The sequence below is a fragment of the Streptomyces sp. NBC_00178 genome (genome assembly GCF_036206005.1).
Lineage (GTDB): Bacteria > Actinomycetota > Actinomycetes > Streptomycetales > Streptomycetaceae > Streptomyces.
Map to the genome: position 1 here is coordinate 7298839 of NZ_CP108143.1, position 18205 is coordinate 7317043.

At 67.4% G+C, this 18205-nt stretch carries 16 protein-coding genes and 4 pseudogenes; 9 read left to right on the forward strand and 11 right to left on the reverse strand.

The window, feature by feature from the left end; all coding sequences use genetic code 11:
• Positions 1 to 182: 182 nt before the first annotated feature.
• Positions 183 to 656, reverse strand: a complete 474-nt coding sequence (locus OHT61_RS32020) for a hypothetical protein (protein WP_329043008.1) — start codon at positions 654 to 656, stop codon at positions 183 to 185.
• 366 nt (positions 657 to 1022) lie between these two features.
• Here OHT61_RS32020 and OHT61_RS32025 point away from each other — a divergent pair, with 366 nt between their 5' ends.
• Positions 1023 to 1526, forward strand: coding sequence for a DUF6924 domain-containing protein (locus tag OHT61_RS32025; RefSeq protein ID WP_329043009.1), 504 nt, complete (start codon positions 1023 to 1025; stop codon positions 1524 to 1526).
• A gap of 31 nt (positions 1527 to 1557) precedes the next feature.
• Positions 1558 to 2422 (forward strand): annotated as a pseudogene (locus tag OHT61_RS32030) (IS5 family transposase).
• A 15-nt stretch (positions 2423 to 2437) separates the two neighbouring features.
• Here OHT61_RS32030 and OHT61_RS32035 read toward each other — a convergent pair.
• Together OHT61_RS32035 and OHT61_RS32040 are read right to left on the reverse strand one after the other, a co-directional pair.
• A complete protein-coding gene (locus tag OHT61_RS32035; RefSeq protein ID WP_329043011.1) occupies positions 2438 to 3193 on the reverse strand; it encodes a hypothetical protein in 756 nt (251 codons plus the stop codon).
• A gap of 602 nt (positions 3194 to 3795) precedes the next feature.
• Positions 3796 to 4083: pseudogene (locus tag OHT61_RS32040) on the reverse strand (Tn3 family transposase); the annotation flags it as partial.
• Positions 4084 to 4180: 97 nt separating this feature from the next.
• Between OHT61_RS32040 and OHT61_RS32045 the strand changes: the two are divergent.
• From OHT61_RS32045 to OHT61_RS32060, 4 genes and pseudogenes are all read left to right on the forward strand, one after another.
• Positions 4181 to 4709 (forward strand): annotated as a pseudogene (locus OHT61_RS32045) (IS5 family transposase); the annotation flags it as partial.
• 60 nt (positions 4710 to 4769) lie between these two features.
• Positions 4770 to 5705 (forward strand): transposase family protein, encoded by a 936-nt coding sequence (locus tag OHT61_RS32050; RefSeq protein WP_329043012.1) that lies wholly within the window; start codon positions 4770 to 4772, stop codon positions 5703 to 5705.
• 601 nt (positions 5706 to 6306) lie between these two features.
• A complete protein-coding gene (locus OHT61_RS32055; RefSeq protein ID WP_329043013.1) occupies positions 6307 to 6711 on the forward strand; it encodes a hypothetical protein in 405 nt (134 codons plus the stop codon).
• A protein-coding gene (locus OHT61_RS32060; RefSeq protein WP_443049594.1) for an IS5 family transposase occupies positions 6695 to 7503 on the forward strand; the annotation gives its coding sequence in 2 pieces (ribosomal slippage) (positions 6695 to 7043 and positions 7043 to 7503; 810 coding nt in all). The genes OHT61_RS32055 and OHT61_RS32060 overlap by 17 nt, the downstream gene beginning before the upstream one ends.
• Before the next feature lie 461 nt (positions 7504 to 7964).
• Here OHT61_RS32060 and OHT61_RS32070 read toward each other — a convergent pair.
• Both OHT61_RS32070 and OHT61_RS32075 read right to left on the reverse strand, forming a co-directional pair.
• Complete coding sequence (locus OHT61_RS32070; protein ID WP_329043015.1) at positions 7965 to 8318, reverse strand: STAS domain-containing protein; 354 nt, start codon at positions 8316 to 8318, stop codon at positions 7965 to 7967.
• Positions 8319 to 8407: 89 nt separating this feature from the next.
• Positions 8408 to 8680, reverse strand: coding sequence for a YrhB domain-containing protein (locus OHT61_RS32075; protein WP_329043016.1), 273 nt, complete (start codon positions 8678 to 8680; stop codon positions 8408 to 8410).
• Positions 8681 to 8826: 146 nt separating this feature from the next.
• On the opposite strand from OHT61_RS32075, the pseudogene OHT61_RS32080 reads away from it, so the two are divergent.
• Positions 8827 to 9570 (forward strand): annotated as a pseudogene (locus OHT61_RS32080) (transposase); the annotation flags it as partial.
• On the opposite strand, the gene OHT61_RS32085 reads toward OHT61_RS32080, so the two are convergent.
• Positions 9556 to 10803: a PP2C family protein-serine/threonine phosphatase gene (locus tag OHT61_RS32085; RefSeq protein ID WP_329043450.1), complete on the reverse strand. Its 1248-nt coding sequence runs from the start codon at positions 10801 to 10803 to the stop codon at positions 9556 to 9558. The pseudogene OHT61_RS32080 and the gene OHT61_RS32085 sit on opposite strands and share 15 nt — an antisense overlap.
• Before the next feature lie 2 nt (positions 10804 to 10805).
• Positions 10806 to 11606, reverse strand: coding sequence for an alpha/beta fold hydrolase (locus OHT61_RS32090; RefSeq protein WP_329043017.1), 801 nt, complete (start codon positions 11604 to 11606; stop codon positions 10806 to 10808).
• Positions 11607 to 11872: 266 nt separating this feature from the next.
• On the opposite strand from OHT61_RS32090, the gene OHT61_RS32095 reads away from it, so the two are divergent.
• Positions 11873 to 13087 (forward strand): IS110 family transposase, encoded by a 1215-nt coding sequence (locus OHT61_RS32095; protein ID WP_443049595.1) that lies wholly within the window; start codon positions 11873 to 11875, stop codon positions 13085 to 13087.
• Here the strand turns inward: OHT61_RS32095 and OHT61_RS32100 are convergent.
• A complete protein-coding gene (locus OHT61_RS32100; protein ID WP_329043018.1) occupies positions 13084 to 13383 on the reverse strand; it encodes a hypothetical protein in 300 nt (99 codons plus the stop codon). The two genes, OHT61_RS32095 and OHT61_RS32100, sit on opposite strands and share 4 nt — an antisense overlap.
• 414 nt (positions 13384 to 13797) lie before the next feature.
• On the opposite strand from OHT61_RS32100, the gene OHT61_RS32105 reads away from it, so the two are divergent.
• Complete coding sequence (locus tag OHT61_RS32105; protein ID WP_329043019.1) at positions 13798 to 13989, forward strand: hypothetical protein; 192 nt, start codon at positions 13798 to 13800, stop codon at positions 13987 to 13989.
• 69 nt (positions 13990 to 14058) lie between these two features.
• Here the strand turns inward: OHT61_RS32105 and OHT61_RS32110 are convergent, their stop codons facing one another.
• From OHT61_RS32110 to OHT61_RS32120, 3 genes are all read right to left on the reverse strand, one after another.
• Positions 14059 to 14574, reverse strand: a complete 516-nt coding sequence (locus OHT61_RS32110; RefSeq protein WP_329043020.1) for a VOC family protein — start codon at positions 14572 to 14574, stop codon at positions 14059 to 14061.
• A gap of 188 nt (positions 14575 to 14762) precedes the next feature.
• Positions 14763 to 15224: a hypothetical protein gene (locus OHT61_RS32115; protein WP_329043021.1), complete on the reverse strand. Its 462-nt coding sequence runs from the start codon at positions 15222 to 15224 to the stop codon at positions 14763 to 14765.
• 31 nt (positions 15225 to 15255) lie between these two features.
• The gene (locus OHT61_RS32120; protein ID WP_329043022.1) at positions 15256 to 17658 is read right to left on the reverse strand and encodes a DEAD/DEAH box helicase; all 2403 of its coding nucleotides are present in this window, start codon (positions 17656 to 17658) and stop codon (positions 15256 to 15258) included.
• Positions 17659 to 18205 lie beyond the last annotated feature (547 nt).

Genomic DNA, 18205 nt, shown 5'->3' on the forward strand with positions numbered 1-18205 from the left:
CTGCGGCTGCCTGACCGACGGGCAGGCACAAGTCCGGCCTTCCGCGATCGTGGCTGATCGTGCGGTCACATCAGGCGGCCTGCTGGGTTGCCGTCGGGGTCATCGGCGAGCGCGATGGTGGCTTGCACCTCTGCTTAATTTTTTAGCGCCAAACGCCCGCAGATGTCGCGGGGGAGCCTGAATTACGCGGCAGCCCGCCGACGCTCAGCCTCCACCGTGCGCCGCAGGGCCTCCAGCTTGAGCGGCAGCAGTTGGCGCAGTCCGTCGTACCGCAGCCGGCCGACTCGGTACGAAGTGATCAACCCGTTCTCCTCCAGCGGCATCCCGGGCGGGCGGATCACTGTGCGACCGTCGTCGTCAAGGACGCCATCATGATTCATCCAGAGCGACACCCACAGCTTCGACGTGCCATGGGCCCGCAGCACCAGGTCGCCCCGTACATCCAGCCAGCGCTCCAGCGCGGCCCTTGTCAGCGCAGAGGTCTCGACCCACTCCCCCTCGACCGTGCCGCCCCCCTGCGGTCGCCGCTCGACGTACACCGTGGTGTTGCCCTCTTCAAAGTCCGTGGTGCGCAGCTCGGCCAGTTCCCCGCTGCGCGCCGCGGTGTCCAACTCCAGCGCGAGCAGAGCGGTGAGCCGGGTTTGTGCGGGGGACATGGCACCTGAGAGGTACTGGTCGAGCTGGCGGGCAGGGCGGAGAGGGCGGCCGCCTCCGGTGCGGGCGGGATCTCCCCGCCGCTCAGGCCCAGCGGGGGCAGGCCGAGTGCCTCGCGCAGCAGATCGATGCACTTGCGGCGGATCTGGTTGGTCGCCTCCGACGTAGGCGGGAGCGCGCCCTCGATCCGGCGGTGCCGCAGCACCCCGGACTCCGCGAGCCGTACGTATGGGCCGAGCGCCTCTTTCTCCAGGAGCCGCCGCAAGCTGCGCCGGGCGCTGACTGGCAGTGCGCTTCGGTCTAGGCCGTTTCTTCTGGATCACTCCCGTAGGAGTTGGTTGTCGGTGCGGGGTGGGAGAGTCCTGGGCATGATGCTGCCGGAGAACCCTGAGCGAGTGCTGCCTGAGATCGGACGCGACTTGTTCGACGTTCTCGTCATCAGGACCGACTTCAGCGACGACGAGGTGTGGAACGAGGTGGTTGGGGAGTTGCACCGGCCGTGGGGGCCAGACGGTGAGTTTGCCGCAGCAGTGCAGCTGGTCGATGCGCCTGCTTGGTCAGGAGCAACGGCCGACGAGGTTCTTGCCGCCGCGGTGGATGAGGACCTGGTTGTTGTCTTCCTTGCTGACCTCGGCACCATGCAGTCGCCGGCGCGGGCGTTGCTGGCTCTGTCGACCAACTGGGAAGAGGTGAGTGGCCTTGACCCCGTCTATTACCAGGAACTCATCGAGTCGCCCGAGCCTCGAGAGTTTCGAGCCCTGCCTGCCGCAGTGCACGGCGTCCAGGTGGGCCTGGCGCTCGGCAACGAGGACTTCGCAGAGTTCGCCGGGGCTGCTTCCGCAGAGCCTGATCAGGTACTGCGGCCTATCTGACCGGTACGTCGGACGGCCGTTGCCTCCGCAGATGCGAGTCGTTCGTTGGGGCATGTCGTTGAGTGACGCGCATTGGGCGCGGATCGAGCCGTTGCTGCCGGATCGGACGCCGAGGCGGGGCGGGAGGTGGCGGGACCACCGGCAGGTGATCGACGCGATCGCGTTCAAGTACCGCACCGGGATTCCCTGGATGGACCTGCCTGAGCACTTCGGTTCGTGGAAGGGCGTCCACAATAGGCTGCGGAAATGGGCATCTGACGGCACCTGGAAAAGGGTCTTCACGAACCTCCTCTCCCAGGCTGATGCCGAGGGCGATCTGGACTGGGCCGTCGCGGTGGACTCCACGGTCGTTCGTGCTCACCAGCACGCGGCCGGGGCCCGTAAAAAGGGGCCCCGGTCGAGGAACCCGATCATCATGCACTGGGGCGGTCTCGTGGTGGGCTGACAACGAAGATCCACCTGGCGGCCGACAGCCGATGCCGCCCGCTGGCCTTTGTAATTACCCCGGCCAGGCTGGTGACGCCCCGGCATTCCCGGACGTGATGATGGGGATCCGGGTCCCTCGGCCGGTCGGCAGACCCCGAACGACGCCCACCGTGGTCCTCGCAGACAAAGCGTATTCGTCTCGCGCGATCCGCACCTACCTGCGACATCGCGGGATCCGGGCGGTGATCCCTCAGCCCGTCGACCAGGCAGCGAATCGCAAGCGGCTTGGCAGCCGCGGTGGGCGCCCTCCGACGTTCGCGCGCGAAGCGTACAAACAGCGGAACACGGTCGAGCGGTGCATCAACAAGATCAAACAATGGCGGGGCCTGGCCACCCGCTATGACAAGACCGCCACCATCTACCTCGCGGCCCTCCACCTGGCAGGCATCTTCGTCTGGTCAGCAAGGTGATCCGGAGGAAACGGCCTAGTGCATCAGCTCGGAGTGGGGGTGCTCTGGCGATGCCGGACAGACGTAGAGCTGCTGGTCGTAGCCGCTGCCGATCTGGACGGCGGTCGGTTGCCTTGGAGCAGGGTTGGTGCCGAGGGGCGCGACGCGGGCATCGCGAGGGACGCGACCGCGGTCGTGCACCTCAATGCCTTGGGCGTGGAAGAAGTCGATCACGGCCTGACCCTCCGGCCCAGCGTGGCTGGAGGACGGACTGGTGTGTTCTCGGTCTTCGCAAACTTCGTTCGGGAGCCAGCTGCTGACGCTGTCGCCCTCGAACGTGGCGATGGTCAGTAGGGCATCCATGTCGCTGCCGCAGGCAGGGCAGAGCCGGGGGGTGGGGTCTGTGGCGCCCCAGCGAGGCCAACCGCCGACCTTCCAGCCGGGTGCGCCGGCCAACTCACGGTCGTAGAACAACTCGGGGGACGACGCGTAGTCGTCCACATCCGTGACGGCTGCCTGCCATTCGCTCCAGGCCCCGAGCTGCTCCCGGAGTTCCTTGCTCAATTCCATGTGGTCGGGATATTCGGTGACCTGCTCCGGGTTGAGCAGGCACGGCTCGGGCAGGTAGCCGTCGGACCGCATCACGGGCGGTTCGGGGGGCGTGGTGACGATGTCGGTGACCGTGGCTGCCGACCGCCAGAACAGCGCGGTCCTGGGCATGGCCTGGTGGTCGAAGGGGCACCACAGGACTTGGAGCAGGTCAGCTCCTTCAGGTGTGCGCAGATCGGGCACGTCCCGTCGGTACAACTGGGCGACGGGCAGCATCGCTATGGAACCCTCATACGGGGCGAGCGCCGACTCCAGTGGATACTGCCGAGGGGGACGGATCCGCTGAAGGGTCTCTCGTTCCTGCGCGGTCAAGCTCCTGTCGCGCGAGGCGGCACGGATCTGCCGTTCCTGCCGCACGTCCGCCGGGGACAGGGCCGGGCGCATTGTGTCCCTCACATGAGGTCCGTCGCAGTGCGGCCACGGCTCGTCGGCGGGCCATAGCAGCGGTCCGCCGATGGAACTGTCCTGCGGTGACGGAGACCCGGGGCGGGGGTGCAACCGGGTCGCCGTACGTGCCAGCGGGCCCAGTTGAGGGAAGAGCGCGGTGACGTCGAACGGCCGCGGTGGAGTGGTCGGAGTGCTGCTCATAGCCGCGATCTTGCCAACTCACTCTGACAACGCTTGCAGCCACCTCGGAGCAATCTCTCCCCAGGCGAAACCTTGCAGGGTTGACCTGCACCTCTGAGGTACTCAAACCTCACTTAAGTTCTTGATTCGCCTCCAGCTTTGAGCCCGGTGAGATGGGTCGGCAGCGTCCTTCGCTGCTGACGACCCGTCACCGAGTGTCATTCCTCGTCGGCGGCGTCCGGATCGCGCAGCGGACGCAGACCCCCAGGCAGGTCGGGGAGTTGGAAGGAATACCGGCCGAGCATGTTGATGTGATGGCGGACGAACGGGGAGAGGCGAGCCACGTCCTCGTCGCGGACGTCGAACCCGTCCTCGCGCAGCTGAGTGACGGCGGCGTCCATGTACCTCGTGTTGAAGAGCACCAGGGCGTTGAGGACCAGTCCGAGTGCGCCAATCTGGTCCTCCATGCCGTCCTGGTAGCGCTGGTGGGCTTCACTGCCCAAGCCTTCGACGGTCTTAGAAATCATCTCATTTGGTTGACTCGGTATTCTGTGAGTCATGGTGGGGATTGTTGAGCGTCTTGTGCCGGACGAGTTGTGACAGTTGTTCCAGCGGGTGGTGCCGGAGGCGCCGTTGCGGCCGCAGGGTGGTGGTCGACGTCGGCACGGTGACCGGGAAGTGCTGGCCGCGATCGTCTTCGTGGCCACGTCGGGTTGTACCTGGCTGCAGCTGCCTTCGGCGTCGTTCGGGCCGTCCGGAGCGACCGCTCACCGGCGGTTCTCGGAGTGGTCGAAGGCCAGGGTGTGGGCCAAGCTCCACCGCCTGGTCCCCGACGAACTCGGTGCCCGCGGCGAGCTGGACTGGTCGCGTTGCGCGATCGACTCGGTGAACATGCGGGCCCTGAAAAAGGGGACCTGACAGGTCCGAATCCTCTCGATCGGGGAAGTACGGCTCGAAGATCCACCTGATCACGGAACGGTCGGGTCTGCCCATATCCGTCGGCATTTCCGGGGCGAACGTGCACGACAGCCAGGCCCTGATCCCGCTCGTGAAGGGCATCCCGCCGATCCGCTCACGCTGCGGCCGGCGGCGGCGCAAGCCCGGCAAACTCCATGCCGACAAGGGCTACGACTAACGAGCTCGTGCACGGTTAGCGGTGGGACGTCGAGCTCGGATCGGCGATCATGGCTGCGTGGTGGGGAACGTGACGCGCATAGCGATCATCAGCGACCGGAGGAGCACGGGCTTGTCGGCCGCTGTGTTCGGTGAACTCGTTGCCGAGGTGGGCCCGTTGTGGCATGAGCGGCACCAGTCCAGGCTTGCGTTCAGGCCGCGGAAGCGTGCGGTGGGCGCTGGTGCGAAACACCAGATGGTATTTGTCGACCGGCTTCTGGCCGCGCTGGTGCACCTTCGCCATGGGGTTACTCATGATGTGCTGGCCTGCTGGTTCGGTGTGGACCGCTCGACAGTTACCCGGGCTGTCGGTGAGGTGCGGCCCCTGCTCGCGGAGCGAGGGTGCACCGTCAGCCCCGACGTGCGGCTAGGAACTCTGGCCGAGGTCGTGGAGCATCTCGGCCAGGCCGGCAAGACCAGCATCATCGACGGCACCGAGATCCGGGTCCGCCGCCCGGCCGTCGGCCGCAAGGACCGGGACAGGTTTATCTCCGGCAAGAACAAGCAGAACGCCGTGAAGGCCATGGTCTTCACCGACGGGGACGGGCGGCTGCTGTTCTGCAGCCCGACCAGACCCGGAAGCTGCGGGGACATCACCCACGCCCGCGAGTTAGGGCTGGTCAAGCTCCTGGCCGACGGGCCAGCGGTCGAGATCCTCGCCGATGCCGGCTACCAGGGACTCGGAGCACAGACAGGTGGCCGCGTCGTGACGCCGCCGCACCGCAAGTTCAAGAAGAACGCCCCGGACTGGTACGAGGAGATGCACGAGCGCCAGCGCAAGGCCCACTCCTCACGCCGCATCCGGGTCGAGCACGGCATCGCCCACCTGAAGAACTGGCGGGCATTGGCCCGTCACCTTGGCCACCGCGAGCACATGGACGACACCGTCCAAGCCATCGCCGGCCTACTGTCCCAGCAACAGACTGCAGACCGGATCCCGGCTCGGCAGACGTGAGCACCGAGGCCCCACCGACGCCACCGACGTCGCACCGCTAACCGTGCACGAGCTCGTTAGGGTCTCGAAGGCGGGGTGTCCGAACCGTCACCAGACGGGTCCGTGGGCTCCGTACTGCTGAAGACGGATGGGTTTTGTGGGGTCATCCACCGCCCATAACATCACCGACCCCCCGCCCTCCGGCGCGGCCCGAACCGCATCCGCGCGCTGGCCGGGCGGGCAGCGGTGGTGAACGTGCCCGAGACGGCAAGGCACCTTGGCCTCCCAGCCCACAAATGCCTCAAGCCCGCGGCCGGGTCGGGAGCAGGCGCACCAGCTCGTGAACCGGGGCGGTGGTGGCGTCGGTGCGATCGCCTGGAAGTTCTCCGTTCGCGATCACGCCCTGGGGACGGGTTCGGGAGACCGTCCTGCGGGTCATCACGCTCTCGTTTTTTTGCTGTGGATCGGGGGCTGTTCCAAGGAACGGAGGACTGTGGGCCGGGCCCTTGCCGGCCTCCGCTGCGGTAAGCCGGCCGCACGCCCCGAATCACCCGATCAGTTCAGTACCATGTTCGCCCGGCGGCCGCGCCTACCTACACCACACCTCACCACTGGAGGCTTCATGGAGACCGAGGACCCGTCAATACGTCGGCGTCGGCTGCGCGATGGCCGGGTGGGCAATCCGGTGGCCCTGCGTATGGGTGTGATCTGGCTCGTCCTCGGTACCGCGGGCGCCTTCGTTCTCGGCCTCCTCGTCTCCCTGTGGTTCGACGCGCTGCGCGCGATCTTCCTCAACGCACCATCCGGCACCCACGTTTCCGGTATCTCGGTCCCGCTCGTCATCGCCGGGGTGGTCACGGGAACTCTCCTGGCAGGCTTGGGGCTGCCGGCGGGCGCCCGCCAACTCGACGGTTACCGGGCCACACGGGGTGCCGGCGGATGGGCCCTGGCGATCGGCGTCGCCGGTCTTAGAGGTCATCTCATTTGGTTGACTCGCTATTCTGTGAGTCATGGTGGGGATCGTTGAGCGTCTTGTGCCGGACGAGTTGTGGGAGTTGTTCCAGCGGGTGGTGCCGGAGGCGCCGTCGCGGCCGCAGGGCGGTGGTCGGCGTCGGCACGGTGACCGGGAAGTGCTGGCCGCGATCGTCTTCGTGGCTACGTCGGGTTGCACCTGGTTGCAGCTGCCTTCGGCGTCGTTCGGCCCGTCCGGAGCGACCGCCCACCGGCGGTTCGCGGAGTGGTCGAAGGCCAGGGTGTGGGCCAAGCTGCACCGTCTGGTCCTCGACGAACTCGGTGCCCGCGGCGAGCTGGACTGGTCGCGTTGCGCGATCGACTCGGTGAACATGCGGGCCCTGAAAAAGGGGACCTGACAGGTCCGAATCCTGTCGACAGGGGCAAGTACGGCTCGAAGATCCACCTGATCACGGAACGGTCCGGTCTGCCCATATCCGTCGGCATTTCCGGGGCCAACGTGCACGACAGCCAGGCCCTGATCCCGCTCGTGAAGGGCATCCCCCCGATCCGCTCACGCCGCGGCCGGCGACGGCGCAAGCCCGGCAAACTCCACGCCGACAAGGGCTACGACTACGCTCACCTGCGGCGATGGTTACGTGAGCGCGGCATCACCCACCGCATCGCCCGCAAGCGGGTCGAGTCCTCGCAACGGCTGGGCCGCCACCGCTGGACCGTGGAACGCACCATGGCCTGGCTCGCCGGCTGCCGCCGCCTCCACCGTCGCTACGAACGCAAAGCCGACCACTTCCTCGCCTTCACCAGCATCGCCTGCACCCTCATCTGCTACCGCAGACTCGCCAAATGAGATGACTTCTTAGAGGCCTTTGCCCGGGACGGCGGGGGTGGCCAGGCGCGTTGAGCCGCCCACCCGCAAAGGCCCCCAGGCGCCCCGCAGGCCGCGCGCTGCGCAGTCGGTAGCTCCGAGTAGGGGCAGGCCCTCCACGCGCCCGTGGACGGCTTCCTGTGCCACCGGTGGGTGATTCCGTCGATGGCTGAGGCGGCTTCGCGTGCGGCTGCGTGGAACGGGTGCGGACCGTAGGCGGCATCAGAAAAGGAACGACGCGACGCCTACCCCGCCTGGCCGCACACCTACAATCACCACCGCGGACACACCGCGCTCGCAGGCAAACCACCCGTCAGCCGCGTCCCCAGCCTCACAGGGCAGTAGGCAGTGCAGCTAGAGCGCGGTTACGAGGTGCCGCTACCTGCAGGATCGGTGCGCAACAACCACCCCGGGACGTGCGGGTGTCGCTCTCCAGGGGCTGATCAGTGGGCGGCGGAGCTGTGGGTGGTGGCCGCCAAGACGTCCTGATGGATGGTGAAGACCCGGTCCAGGCCGACGATGCGCAGGATGCGGGCGGTATTTGCGGGAACGGATGCCAGGGCGATGCCTGCTCCGTGTTCGTTGGCCAGATTGCGGGCCGTGAGCAGAGCGCTGATGCCGCTTGAGTCACAGAACTCCAGGGCGGCCAGATCCAGGACCAAGAGCTGCCCAGTGGTGAGGGTGAGCTTGTGCACGGCCTGTCGTAGTTCGGGCGCGGTTTCGTGGTCGAGGTCGCCGGTGATCTCCAGTACGGGACCGGTGGCGGCGTCTCTGGCGGTGATGGTCAGTGGTCTCATGTCAGGTTTTCACTCGCGGTGGTGGGAAGCGGGGCGGGCACGCCTAAGGCTTGTCCCGTAACTGCTGGTCACGGACAGCCGCAGCCGTGTCAGGCAGTCAGCTTCTTCCAGAGATGCCGCTCGTCGAGGGTCCCGAACCGTACGTCTCCGCGATCAAGGTCGACGAGGATGGGCCAGCAGTCCAACAACATCTGCCTGTCGTTCCGCGACGCCAGGTACTGCACGGAGTTGTAGGGCACGATCAGCAGCCGGCCACTCTCGCGGACTCGCTCTGCGTCGACGGCAAGGGGTGGCTCGTCCGCCCGCTGGCTGCGGGCGAGGAACGCCACGGCGAGTTGCAGGGCTTCGTCCTGCTGCATCATGCGTCTCCAGTTCGTTGGCCCGATGAGACGCACCCTATTGGTCCTGGGATGATCTTTGCGTGGCTGGTGTGATCACGGCGTCGGAGCCGTCTTGGATAGCCCCGTTCACCGGGTTGAGCCCGAGACAGTTCGGGAAGCTGCTGACGGTGCTGCGGCGTGAGGGTGCGGATGCGGTCCGCAAGGGTCGGCCGTGGAGCCTTCCGCTGGAGGACCGGGCCCTGCTGGTCGCGGCGTACTGGCGCACAAACCTCACCATGCGGCAACTCGCTCCGCTGTTCGGTGTCTCGAAGTCCGCTGCCGACCGCATCATCGACCACCTCGGACCGATGCTCGCACTCCAGCCGCGCAAGCGGTTCGCCAAGGACACTGTCCTCATCGTGGACGGCACCCTCGTGCCCACCCGCGACCACGCCATTGCCGCGCAGTCGAAGAACTACCGTTACTCCACCAACCACCAGGTCGTCATCGACGCCGACACCCGCCTGGTCGTCGTGGTTGGCCGGCCGCTGCCTGGGAACCGCAACGACTGCAAGGCGTGGGAGGAATCCGGCGCCAGAGCCGCCGTCGGCAAGACCCGGACGATCGCCGACGGCGGCTACCCGGGCACCGGACTCGTCATGCCCCACCGCCGGCGCAAAGGCGAAGACCTGCCCGACTGGAAGGAAGCACAACAAGTCCCACAAGCAGGTCCGGGCCCGCGTCGAGCACGTCTTCGCCCGCATGAAGACCTGGAAGATCCTCCGCGACTGCCGCCTCCGAGGGGACGGAGTCCACCACGCCATGCTCGGCATCGCCCGCCTGCACAACCTCGCCCTCGCCGGATAGACGGCCGGACCCGACCACGATCGCCCAACCCCCGGCGACTCAGAGATCATTTACGGGACAAGCCTTAGGGCGAGGAGGGCCGTGTCGTCGTCGAGTCCGTCGCCGAACCCGGCGAGGAGCCCAGTAAGGGCTGTGATCAAAGCTTTGGGTCCTGCCGGCGGTTGGGCTGCGGTGAAGGCGCGCAGGGCGTCCTCGCCGTACAGCTCGCGGCCTGGCCCGGTGCGGGCCTCGGTCAGGCCGTCGGTGTAGAGGAGCAGGGTGTCGCCAGGTGACAGCTGAGTGCGGGCGGCGGTGAACTGGACCTGGGGCAGGACGCCGATGAGCATTCCGCCCGGAGTGGGCAGGTAGTCGGCGCTGCCGTCCGCTCGCTGGATCAGGGCCGAAGGGTGACCGCCGGAAGCCAGGTGCACGCTGACAGCGTCATCGCCTTGTTCCAGGACACCGAATATGGCGGTGCAGTAGCGGGTGTCGCCGCTGCTGTACCGCTCGTGCAGCACCGTGTTCAGGGTGGTCAGCACGGTGACTGGATCGGCTTCGTGCAGGGCGGCGGCGCGCAACGTGTAGCGGGTCAGCGAGGTCACCGCGGCGGCTTGAGGACCCTTCCCGCACACGTCCCCGAGGAAGAACGCCCACCGGCCGGCGCCCAGGGGGAACAGGTCGTAGAAGTCTCCGCCCAGCAGATCCGGCGAAGCCGTGTGGTAGTGCGAAGCGGCATCCAGCCCCGGAATCATGGGCAGCTCGGCCGGCAGCAGGCTCTGCTGCAGGACGGCAAGCGCCTCCTGGAGCCGCTCACGGTCGGCCTCGGCCTGTCGGCGTGACTCCTCCGCGGCCCGGCGTCCTCGTAGCAGCTCGGTCTCGTAGGCACGACGGTCCCGGGCATCGAAGACGGTCGTCCGGATCAGCAGCGGCTCGCCGTCTTCGCTGGTCTTCACCCTGGATGTGACCAGCACCGGCATCCGGCCGGCAGCGGCTTTGATGTCCAGGGCGATGCCGCTGACCTCGCCCTTCATCTGCAACAGGGGGGCGTAGTGCGTCTCGTGGTAGAGCTTGCCACCGACGGTGAGCAGATCAGCGAACCGCATCCGCCCCACCACCCGGGAACGGTCCAGGCCCAACCAGCCCAACAGGGTGGCGTTGATCTTCGCGATGGTGCCGTCCATCAGCGTCGACAGGTACCCGCAGGGAGCCTGCTCGTACAACTCCTCAGCACTGTCCTCCAGCAGCGATGTGAACATCGCATCCGTGGCGGCCACGTCCTGTTCCTCGCCCGGCTCCGGCACCTGTTCGGTACGGCACATCATCAGGCGGCTCCGACGAAGTCGGCGATCGCTGCGGCCGTGGCCTGCGGTGCGCTCAGCTGCGGGCAGTGCCCCGTCGCCTCCAGGGTGACCAGCCGACTGCCGGGGATTGCGTCGCGGACGTAGGTGCCGACCTCGCGGGGAGCGATCACGTCCTGCGTGCACTCGAGGACCAGCGTCGGCACGGTGACCGTCTTGAGGTCTGCGCGGCTGTCGGACAGGAACGTGGTGCGGGCGAAGACCCGGGCCATGTCCGGGTCGGTCGCGCAGAACGAGGTGGTCAGCTCCTGTCCGAGCTCCGGCCGGTCCTCGTTCCCCATGATGACCGGGGCCATCGCCGCCGACCAGCCCAGATAGTTCGATTCCAACGACTCCAGCAGCTCATCGATGTCATCCGAGCTGAACCCGCCCCGGTAGCCGTCTTCGTCGATGTAGCGGGGCGAAGGGGCAACCATCACCAAGCGGGAAAAACGCTCTGGCGCCTTCGCTGCCGCGAGCACACCCACCATCGCGCTCACCGAGTGCCCCACGAACGTCACATCCCGCAGGTCCAGTTCTTCACAGATGTCCAGCACATCCGTGGCGTAGCCCTCCAGAGAGTTGTAGCGCCGCTCATCCCAGGCCGACGACTCCGCTTGGCCCGAGCCCACGTAGTCGAAGAGCACCACCCGATAGGTCTCCGCCAGAGCGGGAACGATCAGACGCCACATGTTCTGGTCGCAGCCGAAGCCGTGCGCCAGCAGAAGTACCGGCCCGTCCGCACGGCCGGTCACGGTGACGTTGTTCCTGCGACAGATATCCATCTCCGCAGTCTCCCATTCCCTCCCCCCCGTTACCGTTTTCGTGGCTCCGCAATGGGGCCTCCGGCCTTCGGGTCCGGCATGACTTCCCCCCCCTTGTTGTTGATGATCCGGGGGGTGGTGTCACCGGGCCCGGAGGCATCGACGGACCGCTGATGAGGGGCTTGAGCACCGGCTTCACCCAAGCCGGAAGAGCTCTCCGTAACGTGGATGTGGCAGCTCGGTGCCCTGGCAAGGCCGGACGAAAGCGTGAGCGGAGGGGCCTGCGCGTGATCGACACCGGCGACATCGACGTCTTCCTCGGCCTGGACGTCGGCAAAGGCGAACACCACGCCACCGCCGTCACCCCGGCCGGCAAGAAGGCCTTCGACAAGCGGTTACCCAACACCGAGCCCAAGCTCCGTGAGCTCTTCGCCAAGCTGAAGGCCAAGCACGGAACGGTGCTGGTCGTGGTCGACCAGCCGGCCTCGATCGGCGCACTGCCGCTGGCAGTCGCGAGGGACATGGGCTGCCCGGTCGCCTACCTGCCCGGGCTGACGATGCGGCGGATCGCCGACCTCTACCCCGGCGAGGCCAAGACCGACGCGAAGGACGCGTTCATCATCGCGGACGCGGCCCGCGCGATGCCCCACACGCTGCGGGCCATCGACGGCGAGGACGAGACCATCGCCGAACTGGAGATGATCGTCGGCTTCGACGACGACCTGGCCGGCGAAGCCACCAGGGTCGCGAACCGGCTGCACGGCCTGCTGACCCAGATCCATCCGTCGCTGGAGCGGGTGCTGGGACCGCGGTTGCAACATCCGGCCGTCCTGACCTTGCTGGAGCGATTCGGGTCACCGGCCCAGATCCGCAAGGCCGGCCGCCGACGCCTGGTCACCCTGTTACGACCGAAGGCCCCGAGGATGGCCGAGCGGCTCGTCGAGGAGATCTTCGCCGCCCTGGACGAGCAGACTGTCACCGTTCCCGGCACCGAGGCGGCCGCACTGATCGTCCCGAGCCTGGCCGGATCCCTGGCCGCCGTCCTTGACCAGCGCAAACTTCTGGCCGCGAGGATCGAGGAACTCCTGGAGGCCCACCCTCTTTCGAAGGTCCTGAGGTCGATGCCAGGAGTCGGCGTCAGGACCGGAGCCAGGATCCTGATCGAGGTCGGCGACGGCAGCACCTTCCCGACCGCCGGCCACCTCGCCGCCTACGCCGGACTCGCCCCAGCAACCCGCAGTTCAGGGTCCTCGATCCGCGGCGAACAGCCCTCCCGAAGAGGGAACAAGCAGATCAAGAGGGCTTTCTTCCTCTCCGCGTTCGCGGCCCTGGGCGACCCGGCATCGCGGGCCTACTACGACAAGAAGATCACCCAAGGGAAGCACCACACTCAGGCTCTGCTCTGCCTTGCCCGGCGCCGGGCCGACGTCCTCTTCGCGATGCTCCGCGACGGCACCTTCTACGAACCGCAGCCTGTTCGGGCCGTCGTTCCGCAGACCTAGACCATGGTCAGGAGGTGGTCCGTGGGGCCGTAGTCGATCTTCCAGTCGGCATAGACCCCCGCGGCGCCGTCCTTCTGGCACCGCAGCCCAACGGTCACCCAGCGGACCGATCCGTCGTCGGCCAGGGAGAACGCGACCGCGGTCTCGAACTCCTCGCTCCCGCACGGGCAGCAGGCCTCGCCCGGATCCGCGTCCTCCCAGAACTCCTCGCTATCCGCGATGAACGCACGGCCGCCACAACCAGCGCACACCCGCTCGGCTCCGCCCTCGACATCGTCGACGAGCACGAAGAACACGCGCCCGCCACACCCGCCGCAGACGGAAGGAACGATCTTCACTGGACGGCCGTCGCCAGCGTTCCGGAGAAACACCGCGAGGTCCGCAGAGACACCCTCGCCAACCTGATCATCAGCATGCACAGGCACATCGTTCCAGACGCCCGAACCAGCACCCATCCACCTTGACCAAAGAGATAGGGGCACCCCCCCCGTGCCCGACCTGCGGTCGCGAGGTCCTTGCTCAAGGTCCGGGAGGGCGGGACGCCGGACGCCGACTGCCGAGCGTCTGCATCCGAGCGGGCAGAGGCTGAAGCCCGAGCCGCCGAAGATGCGGTGCCCGGCTGCGGGGCCCGGAGCCGGGGAGGGGCCCCATCGGGTGGCGGGGGTCGTGTTCGCCGCTCACAGTGGCGTACGCGGATCTACGGTGCCGGGGTGGACTACGAAGTACGGCGACGCGGCTACCGCAGCCTGCCCGACGTTCAGCGCGAGCTCGCGGGACGACGGGAGGGGCGGGCCCGGCTCCTGCGCGTCGCAGCCTGCCAGGACGACGGTGAGGGCCTGAGCGTGCGTGAGGCGGTCGCCCTGGCGGCGGTCCAGCTCGGCCTCCAGCCCCCGCCCGCCTGACGCCCTGACTGCGTCTCGGCGGATACCGGCGCCGACCTGCGACCTGGCGTCAATGTCACCGGCTTCGGCTTACAGCAGGTATTCACCCTCGGCATAGCCCAGCTTCTCGGTGGCAAGCTCGATCCTGAGGCCGTTGGGGTCAGCGACGAACAGGTTCAGTCCGTGGTCTCCCTTGATCTCCATGAACTCGATGTCGTGTTCGCGGAGACGGCCCACGATCGTGGCGAAGTTCTCCTCCGTGACGGACAGACACAGGTGGTGGATGCCACCGATGGCCTCTGCGTAGTCCGGGTGCGGGTGGCCAGGGAAGTCGAAGAATGCGAGCAGGTTCCCGTTGCCTACGTCCATGAAGAAGTGGGTGGACCCGGCGTAGTCACGGTTCTCGAAGAGTTCCACGAGCGGGAAGCCCATGATGTCCCGGTAGAAGAGGATCGTCTCCTCCACATCCCGGCAGATGAAGGCGGCATGGTGAATTCCACGCGCGGCGGTCTTCGGACGGTCTGCGGCGGGGGCCAGGTACTTCACCTTGAGCTCTTCCTGGCGACGCCGAATGGCTTCCAGTGCTTCACCCTGCGGTTCGGTCACGATGAGAACCTCTCTGATTTCGTGGTCGACGCGTCACGGATTGGCGCAGACACGACGGTGGCTGTCGCCCGGACAACGGGCTCCAGGTTAGCGTAAATACTTGCCTAGTCAAGTAGGTTGATCTCGAGACCCTTGTAAGGACCCCGGCCACCCTGCGCCCCGGGGTCCTTCTCCGCTCTCACCGCCGCTCACCAATCGTCAGGTGCGCTGCCCACCCACGCGATCGGCCGGCCCTCGCTGGTGCGGCCCCAGTGCGGTTCCTCCATCGAGGTCTCGTGACCGTCGGGCAACGCGCAGATCCGCCCCCAGCGGCCGTGCTTGCCCGCACAGAGCCCGGCGAGCCGGTCCGGGTCGCCCTCCGCCACGGCCTGGTCGTAGCGGTCCTGGAACGGCTGGAGACGGGCGCACCGCCCGTGCTTGCCCGGGCAGAGCCGGGACAGCACGGCCAGATCGGCGCTGCGCACGGCCTGGTCGTGGCAGTCCTGGAACACCTGTAAGGCGTGGCGTAGTTCCCGCCCGGTCCGGGCCTCCTCCGCACCGAGCATGGCCCGCAGCTGCCGCGCCTGCGGATCAGCCAGCAGCGCCGCGATCAACGTTTCCGCGTCCCGCCGCGCACGGCGCCGGGTGGGCCCGGAGACCGCCTCACGCATCGCGACCGCACGTCTCCGTGCAGCTGACGGGTCATATTGCCCACTCCAGCCCCAGGCCGGCGAGCGCGGCGAGCATGTCAGCGGTCAGCTTGGCCCTACGGCTCTTGCTGTTGGACAGAAATACCCCAAGCCGGACTTCTGCCCCGTCGTCCAGCCGTTCTACGTGCCCCCTTGGAACCGTCACAGAGCCCGTGCGGGCCTTGTACTGCGCCAGGGCCGCAACACCCTTCTCGAAGGCACTCAGCGGCTTCGCGGGCGCGGTCGCCCCTTCCGTGGGCGGGAGCTCCGGGAGCACGGTCACAGGAAGCGGGGTGACGCCGATGGCCTCCAGGCGCTCCCGCTGCCCCTCGACCAGGTCCGCCCACACCCCGGGCTGCCGCTGCCGGGCCAGCCACCGCCCCACGTCCATCCCGTGCACGGTGAAGCCGGGCAAGACCTCCCCCGGGCCTTCCTCGTCACGCACCAGCTCCCGCAGTGCGGCGTAGTGCCTCTGCCACTCCGCCGGCCATGCGGGGTTCCAGTGCTCGTCCACGGCCTCCAGCGCCGTCTTCCACTCGGGGTGACCCTCCAGTGCACCCGCGCGGCGGAGGTTGGACAGCCACTGCCCCACCGGCCGGTCCAGCATCGTCGCGGACCGGGGCGCGCAGAGGGTCCAGTGCTGGTCGTAGTATGCCTTGGCGGCCTGAAGGTTCTCCTGGAACCGCTCATCGGCCGGGTTCCAGACCATGCCCAGCTTCTCCAGCCGCTGCGCCCGTTGGCCGGTCATCTGCCCCGCTCCGTACGCCCGTCGCTGCTCCGCGACCCACTGCCCCAGCGGGTACGCGCCCTCCTTGTGCCCGTACGGAACTCGGGCGTGATGCTCACGATCCGCGAACTTCTTGAGCGACGCCCAGCCACGCCCCCAGTCCTGGCGTTCGGTGTCGATCACGTTGAAGGACACCCAGTCCGCGACCATCACCGGATCACGCGGAGCCGCAAAACGAAGTAGCAGACGGGATTCGTCCTCGCCTTCCTCGGGTGGCGGACCGATGTACTCCGAGGGCTGCGCAACGTCCTTCTGAGGCTCCTGCGGAATCGCGAGCAATTCGATTGCCTCTTCGTCGTGAGCGCGCAGACCCTCCAATACCTTCACCAAGGGCTTATACGATCCGGAGGTGAACATGTCTTCCGGCTTCTCTCCGGGCTGGAGAAATACCGGCACGATCAAAGAGGCCACCTTGCCCTGTCCGGGCTTTTGACGGAGCGCCCGGCCGATCGCCTGGACGATGTCGTGCGGCGCCCCCTTGGGGTCCAGGAGGGCCACCGAGTCCACCGCCCGGATGTCGACGCCCTCGCCCAGGACCCGGCAGTTCGACAGCACCGCCCGCTGCGCGGTGGACCCGAAGCCCCCCAGGACCCCCCGCCGGCTCTCGGGCGCGTGCTCACCACACAGCCAGTCCGCCCAGATCGCCGCCGGGTACTTCTCGGGCTGGTCAGCGTGCAGCTTCGCCGCCACGCGCTCCAGGCCCTCCGCGTACGCCTGCGCCTCTATCGTCCGGTGGTGGAAGGTGATGCACGTCGACAACCCGTGCTGCGCCATCGTGTGCAGCAACGCCGCCTGGAGCGCCCCCAGGCGCTCCCCACGGACCTTCTCGCTGTGCCGCTCCTCACCCATAAGCCGCTCCGGCGTGACCACCGGGTCCTGGAGCTCCAGGACGATGATCTGGTAGCGGGCCAGCAAGCCCCGAGACACCGCCGACGCCAACGAGAGCTTGTAGAAGACCGGCCCGAAGACTCGCTCGTCATCCATGGAGGCCGCCATCTCGCGCGGCAGCGGGTCACGCACTCCCTCCGCGACCTCGCGGTTCAGCCGCTCCTCCCAGATCCGCGGCGTCGCCGTCAGGTACAGCCGACGGTGCGAGGGGATGACACCCTGGTTGTGGACGTCCGCCCACGCCTTACCCATCGAGCCACTGGTCCTGTGGGCCTCATCGACCACCGTCAGGTCCATCGGGGCCAGCTGCTGCCCGTAGGCACCCTCGAACGCCTCCGCCAGGACACCCAGCGAGGCGTACGTCCCGAAGACGGTCACCGGCCCCGAGCCGTGCCACAGAGCCAACTGCACGGGATTCGTCGTGGAGCGCACCTTGAGGTTCCACAGCTCCGGGTCGTCGGTGAGGCTGCACACCGCAACCGCCGGCCCCGCATGCCCAGCCTCGCGCCACGCCTGCACGGTCTGCGTCAGCAGGTCCAGCGTCGGCACCAGAACGAGAACGCGACCCTTGGGCACAATGCGCTTCGCCGATGTCGCCGCAATGATGGTCTTTCCCGTGCCACACGCGGCGTGCACCTGACCGCGAAGGCCATTAACGGGGATACCGCCCGGCGGGATATCGAAGCCCCGCACAATGGCGGCAACGGCTTCGATCTGGTGGTCACGCAACTTCACGGCCATTTCCCGTGCTCTCCTTTTCGCAGAATGTCGCGCGTAATCAGAATGGAAGGTCACCGGTGCGATGGTGTGGCATGGGTTGTAGTGCCTGGACCCAAACACTACACAGGCAGAGACCATGATGCATCACTCGCATGCCAACTTTCACCCTCAGAGTGATGCATGGCCGAATCTTACTTCGAAGTGGCCGGTTGCCCCGTATGTTGACGGGGTGTTGGCGAGCCTGGCCGGGGGTTTCGGGGCTGGGGGAGTGGTCAGGGTGGAGCGCAGCGGAACCCGTCACTATGGTGAGGCCGGCGCCCGACGAGCCGTCACATCCGTTGTGGGATCGTGGACAGTAACCCCAGACCCTACACAGGCCCGGGCGTGATGCACCCGCCCCTCGCAGCCAGCCCAGGAGGACCCGCTTGCGGGGACTCCCGCAATTCGCGCTTGCGCGAATTGCATTCCGTTCAGAATTCCGTTTACGGAATTATATTCCGGCGCTTGCGCCGGAATTCGAATTGCGCTTGCGCAATTCGCGCTCTATGCAGCGGCTTGCCGCTGCATA

Coding starts and splice junctions, on each gene's coding strand:
- OHT61_RS32020 (WP_329043008.1), bottom strand. CDS start 656: ATGTCCCCCGCACAAACCCGGCTCACCGCTCTGCTCGCGCTGGAGTTG.
- OHT61_RS32025 (WP_329043009.1), top strand. CDS start 1,023: ATGATGCTGCCGGAGAACCCTGAGCGAGTGCTGCCTGAGATCGGACGC.
- OHT61_RS32055 (WP_329043013.1), top strand. CDS start 6,307: ATGGAGACCGAGGACCCGTCAATACGTCGGCGTCGGCTGCGCGATGGC.
- OHT61_RS32070 (WP_329043015.1), bottom strand. CDS start 8,318: ATGAGACCACTGACCATCACCGCCAGAGACGCCGCCACCGGTCCCGTA.
- OHT61_RS32075 (WP_329043016.1), bottom strand. CDS start 8,680: ATGATGCAGCAGGACGAAGCCCTGCAACTCGCCGTGGCGTTCCTCGCC.
- OHT61_RS32085 (WP_329043450.1), bottom strand. CDS start 10,803: ATGTGCCGTACCGAACAGGTGCCGGAGCCGGGCGAGGAACAGGACGTG.
- OHT61_RS32090 (WP_329043017.1), bottom strand. CDS start 11,606: ATGGATATCTGTCGCAGGAACAACGTCACCGTGACCGGCCGTGCGGAC.
- OHT61_RS32115 (WP_329043021.1), bottom strand. CDS start 15,224: ATGCGTGAGGCGGTCTCCGGGCCCACCCGGCGCCGTGCGCGGCGGGAC.
- OHT61_RS32120 (WP_329043022.1), bottom strand. CDS start 17,658: ATGGCCGTGAAGTTGCGTGACCACCAGATCGAAGCCGTTGCCGCCATT.